This is a genomic window from Aeromonas sp. HMWF014 (assembly GCF_963878295.1).
In the GTDB taxonomy this organism is placed as follows: domain Bacteria; phylum Pseudomonadota; class Gammaproteobacteria; order Enterobacterales; family Aeromonadaceae; genus Aeromonas; species Aeromonas popoffii.
The window spans coordinates 1-4,601 of sequence record NZ_CAWNYS010000512.1; the positions used below are offsets into that span (position 1 = coordinate 1).

4 protein-coding genes are annotated in these 4,601 nt (G+C 56.1%); 1 reads left to right on the forward strand and 3 read right to left on the reverse strand.

Features of this window, described 5'->3' with window-relative positions; translation table 11 throughout:
- From eco to AAC083_RS20035, 3 genes are all read right to left on the reverse strand, one after another.
- On the reverse strand, positions 1–482 hold a 482-nt coding region (gene eco / locus AAC083_RS20025; protein ID WP_042034517.1), incomplete at its 3' end, for a serine protease inhibitor ecotin.
- Between the two features lie 491 nt (positions 483–973).
- Entirely contained in the window at positions 974–2,824 is a 1,851-nt protein-coding gene (locus tag AAC083_RS20030) for a DUF3413 domain-containing protein (protein WP_108537542.1), read from the reverse strand.
- Between the two features lie 43 nt (positions 2,825–2,867).
- Positions 2,868–3,095: a YejL family protein gene (locus AAC083_RS20035; protein WP_042034515.1), complete on the reverse strand. Its 228-nt coding sequence runs from the start codon at positions 3,093–3,095 to the stop codon at positions 2,868–2,870.
- Positions 3,096–3,168: 73 nt separating this feature from the next.
- Here AAC083_RS20035 and yejK point away from each other — a divergent pair, with 73 nt between their 5' ends.
- The gene (gene yejK, locus AAC083_RS20040; protein WP_181364833.1) at positions 3,169–4,218 is read left to right on the forward strand and encodes a nucleoid-associated protein YejK; all 1,050 of its coding nucleotides are present in this window, start codon (positions 3,169–3,171) and stop codon (positions 4,216–4,218) included.
- Positions 4,219–4,601 lie beyond the last annotated feature (383 nt).

Here is a 4,601-nt window from a genome sequence, read left to right on the forward strand (position 1 = left end):
TACTCTATCATGGCTGGCTGGGCCAGGTTGTCGGCACGCCACAGACGGTAGCGCACTTCATACTCCTGCGGGACGTAGAGCACGAACGGCAGCTTGGAGTTGTAGTTCACGAAGAAGCCCTGACCATAGATCTGGACGAAGGTCTCTTTCTTCTGGGCATCCGGGCAGGCCATCAGGGTGCTGATGGGATCGGAAACCTTATCGAGCATCAGGTAGTTGTAGCCCCAGCCCTTGACGCTGTGCTGTTCCAGATTGCCGGCGAAGCGCGGCACATTGCAATCGACCATCATTTTCTTGCCGACCTGCAACTCGACCATCATGTCGGCTTCATTCTCGACTTCTGGCAGGCGGATGACGACACGTTCCTGGTTTACTTCGGCGGCCGGGAACATGCTGATATCAAATTTTTTCGGTTCGGCGGCGAAGGCATGGCCGCCCAGCAACAAGGCGCCCAGCAGGCTAAAACGCAATACGGTTTTCATCTGTACCTCATGGGGTTGGTTCAACGCCGCTAGACTAACCGCTCTGCCCGTTTCATGCCAGCGATCTGCGGTGTAAATCATGCTGGATCCGGCACAGGATGACGTGTTCTGGCTGTTTTCTGACAGGGTGCACACTCCTTGTGCGCCTCACCGGCCAGGGGCTGGGGTGGCCGGCACCGGGCCCTGTTTTTCAGCTGCATCCCCTGCCCACACCTGTGCAATCAGCGTATCAAGAGGAGCTGTTTGGCCGAGACGCCGGGTGCCCGCTTGCCTTGGGTATTCATAGTACGCGCGCCCGGCCTGACAGGCCTTGAGCAGAGGGGGAGTCCCCTCGTCCAAAGAGACTGCTCCGCGCTACCGTGGGGTTGCTTTGCAGCAGGTGGGGCCGATTAGCGATGAGTGCGGAGCTGTTCTCTCTTCGGCTGTGCTGGCGCAGACGCAATAAAAAGCCCGCTGCGAGAGCGGGCTGTTCATGGCGGGTTGGCTTGGCCTCAGGGGGCGCGATAGAAGCGGTTCAGCTCATTCATCACCTGGATCATGACGCCCATGTCGGGGGTGTCGTGCTTGATGGGACGGTAGCTGTCGCGCTCCAGCAACTCGAAGTCACCCTGCTTGTTGAAGTGGGTGATGGTGTTGTCCTGATAGATGGCAAAGTCGCGCTGATCTCCCGCCAGCACCCAGTTGCGCGGGCTGGTGTCGAACAGGTTGCGGCCTATGCTGTAGTCCCGCGCCGGATTGCGTACCCCCAGCATGTTTTGCATCAGGGTCGGCACCAGATCCACATGACTGCTAGCCTGGCTCAGCGGCAGGGTGTCATTGCCCGGCCAAGCCAGCACGAAGGGCACCTGCACCTGGTAGGGCGAGTAGTTGGTGCCATAGCCCCAGCTGTTGCTCTGGGTTTCGTTGAACTCCTGACCGTGGTTGGCGGTGATGACGACTATGGTCTGCTCATTGAGCCCCTGTTGTTGCAACTGGGTCAGCATCTGCTCCAGCAACTGATCGGTATAGAAGACGGTGTTCTTGTAGCGATTTTCCAGCTTTTGCAGGTTCTCGCTCTGATAGGCGGTGGCCGGATTGAACTTGGTCAGCTCGGGCTGGAAGGGTCCCTTGATGTTGGCTGGCAGTTGGTAATCACCCGGGCTTGACAGATAGACCAGCGAGAACCAGGGCCTGTCCGGTGAACGCTTGGCAAGCCACTGCTGCCAGTCGTCGATCAGCTGTCTGTCATCGGTCTGCTCTGAGACAAATACCTGCTTGCGCAGGCCCGAGAGTATGCTCTGGCGATACTTCTGGGCATCGTCCAGCGCGCCGAACAGACCAAATTGGTAGTCCTGGCGCAACATCTCGTCGAACAGTACCGGCGGCGTTTTGTCGTTGCGAATGTCGTCGTAATAGTGGCCGGGCAGGCCATAGAAGAGGCTGAACATCCCCATCACATCATTGTTGCCGCCACTCATGTGGTTGGCAAAGTGGAGGTGCTGATCCGCATAGCGCTGCAGATTGGGCATGTTGATGTTGTTGAGCATGTCGGCCCGCAGCGAGTCTACCACCACGATCAACAGATTCTTGTGCTCGACGGGAGCATTGACGCTGAGCGGACGCAGCGGGTAGCGCAAGCGGCTCGCGCGGTCGCCATCCTGGGATTCGGCCTGCTTCTCGTACTGATCCAGATCCAGCCAGCCGTGTTTGGCCAGGAAACTCTTGGCGGTCATGGGGTAGGAGAGGGGGAAGTTGGCACGTTGCATCGTGATGGGCTGATACAGGGTGGCATCAGCCCAGCTGTTGACCACGTGGGTCAGAATGAAGCAGACCAGCAGGGCCAGCCCCACCTGATTGCCATACTGGCGGCGTTTGCGCTTGTTGATCTTGCGCCACACATAGGCCGACAGCAGCAGTTGCAGCAGAAAGATGGTCGGCACTGCCACGAAGATGATGCTCCAGATCGAGCCCTCCTCGGTTTGGGCCTGATCCAGCAGCAGCTGCCATACCTGACCGTTCAAGTGGAACTTGAACAGCTGGAACACCTGGGTGTCGATGAGCAGCAGCACCTGCGCCAGGGTGGCAATGATGGCCGAAATGAAGCGCAGCGCCTTCTCGTTGGGCAGCACGAAGGTCAGCGGGAACACTGTCAACAGGTAGGTGACAAAGCTCAGAAACGAGAAGTGGCCTATCCAGCTGATGATGAGATAGGTCACGCCGAGCGTGCTCGACGGCCAGCTGATCGCCCCCAGATAGCGGGTGGCAATCAGCATGGCCAGTATGATGTTGAAGAAGGAGAACCAATGCCCCCAGGTGATCAGGCGAGAGACATTATCACGATAGGGGTTGCCGGTTTCGACCATAGTGATCCATCTGCGTTGAGAAACGTCAAAAAAAAGCGGCGATTCAGTGTGCGTCGTGGCGATTGTCGACCGAGGAAGTCAGTGCCTGGACAAATTTTTCAGTGATCGCCTGGCGTTGTGCCGGGGCCATGCCGTTGATGATATTGGTGGTCACGTTACCCAGCACCATCAGGCTGAGGTCGACTGGCGCTTTGTGCTTCTCCAGTACTGTGATCAGGTCATTCATCAGGTCATCAAATTGCTGGTTTGTGTACTTTGATACGATGGGCATAATCTTGAGTTCATCTCGGTTCAAAGCGCCTTATAATACTTCACCCTTTCGGCTAACACTATGGCTTTGTGACATGAGTCTCGATATCGACAAGATCATTCTTCACTCCCTGCGCCAGGGCGGCGATGGTCAACCTCACGCCGACACCCGCAGCCAGACCCTGCCTACCGATGAGGCGGTACAGGGGCTGATGGCGGAGCTGCATCGCATTTACAACGGCAAGGGTGGCAAGGGTTTTGGCTTCTTTGCCGACCCAGAAACTGCCGTGGCCGAGCTGGCGGAGGGCGAAACGGCCCCCAAGCAGCCTTCTCCCGCCTTTCGCATCGCCCTCGAGCAACTGCTCGGCGAGCAGAGCGAATTCGTCCCCTTTTCGGTCAACATGACCCATCTGTTGGTGAAAAACCTGGTGGAGCACGCCCTCGACGAGCAGGGGGTGCTGCTGTTTGCCAAATACAACTATGTCGGGGTCGATTACCTGATGCTTGCCCTGCTGGAAGGCAAGGAGAGCGTCACTGTCAGCGAGGCGCTGGACTTGCGCCATATTCATTATCTGGATATCGGCAAACTCAATCTGGTGGCTCGCATCGATCTGACCGAATGGAAAACCCAGCCAGACTCTCGCCGTTATATCACCTTCAGCAAGGGGCGGGTCGGCCGCAAACTGGGCGACTTCTTCATGGATCTGCTGGGTGCCCGTGAGGGGATGGATGCCAAGGTGCAAAATAAGGGGTTACTGCAGGCGGTGGACGATTATTGCGACAGCCGCCAGCTGGAGCCGGCCGAGCGCAATGACTACAAGAAGCAGGTCTTCAAATATTGCACCGAGCAGGCCAGCGCCGGAGAGGAGATCGAAATCAAGGAGCTCTCTGCAGAATTGCCGGGCGATGGCGACCTCGATTTTTACAGCTTCATCGGTCAGGAGTATGAGCTGGAAGATCGCTTCCCCGCTGATCGTTCCACTCTGCGCGGCCTGACCAAGTTCGTTGGGTCCGGTGGTGGTCTGACCCTGAGCTTCGAGCAGAAGTTGCTGAACAGCCGGGTGTTTTACGATCCCCAGACAGATACCCTGACCATTCGTGGTGTGCCGCCAAACCTCAAGGATCAGCTGCTGCGCCAGTCGTAATGTGATCCGCTTTCCATTTTTGGCAAAAAGACACCGCACTTTGCTGCGGTGTCTTTTTATTTAAAGAGGTAAGGCTCGCCGAAACCAACTCGGTGCTTTGTTAACAAATTAAACAGAATAATCACCGTGAAAGGGTTTTCAATGAGGTGAAAACCCTTTCACTTGTGTTCTTTTATTTCTGTTTGGTAATTTAATTTCCATTTTTGGCGAGGGATATGCCAATAAATGGCGATAACCCCCTGAAATAAGAAAATGTTTTCAGAACTTGTTGGAAGAAAACACGTAATTGCATTTCAAAAATGCGAGTTGCGTCATGTGAGGGGGTGACGGCTTGGGATAATATTCATCCCGCACACAATGCTCTTACAGCGCGGAACTAATAC

Bases quoted from the DNA above. Each gene is read 5' to 3' on its own strand.
- yejK (WP_181364833.1), top strand. From the start codon at position 3,169: ATGAGTCTCGATATCGACAAGATCATTCTTCACTCCCTGCGCCAGGGC.
- AAC083_RS20030 (WP_108537542.1), bottom strand. From the start codon at position 2,824: ATGGTCGAAACCGGCAACCCCTATCGTGATAATGTCTCTCGCCTGATC.
- AAC083_RS20035 (WP_042034515.1), bottom strand. From the start codon at position 3,095: ATGCCCATCGTATCAAAGTACACAAACCAGCAATTTGATGACCTGATG.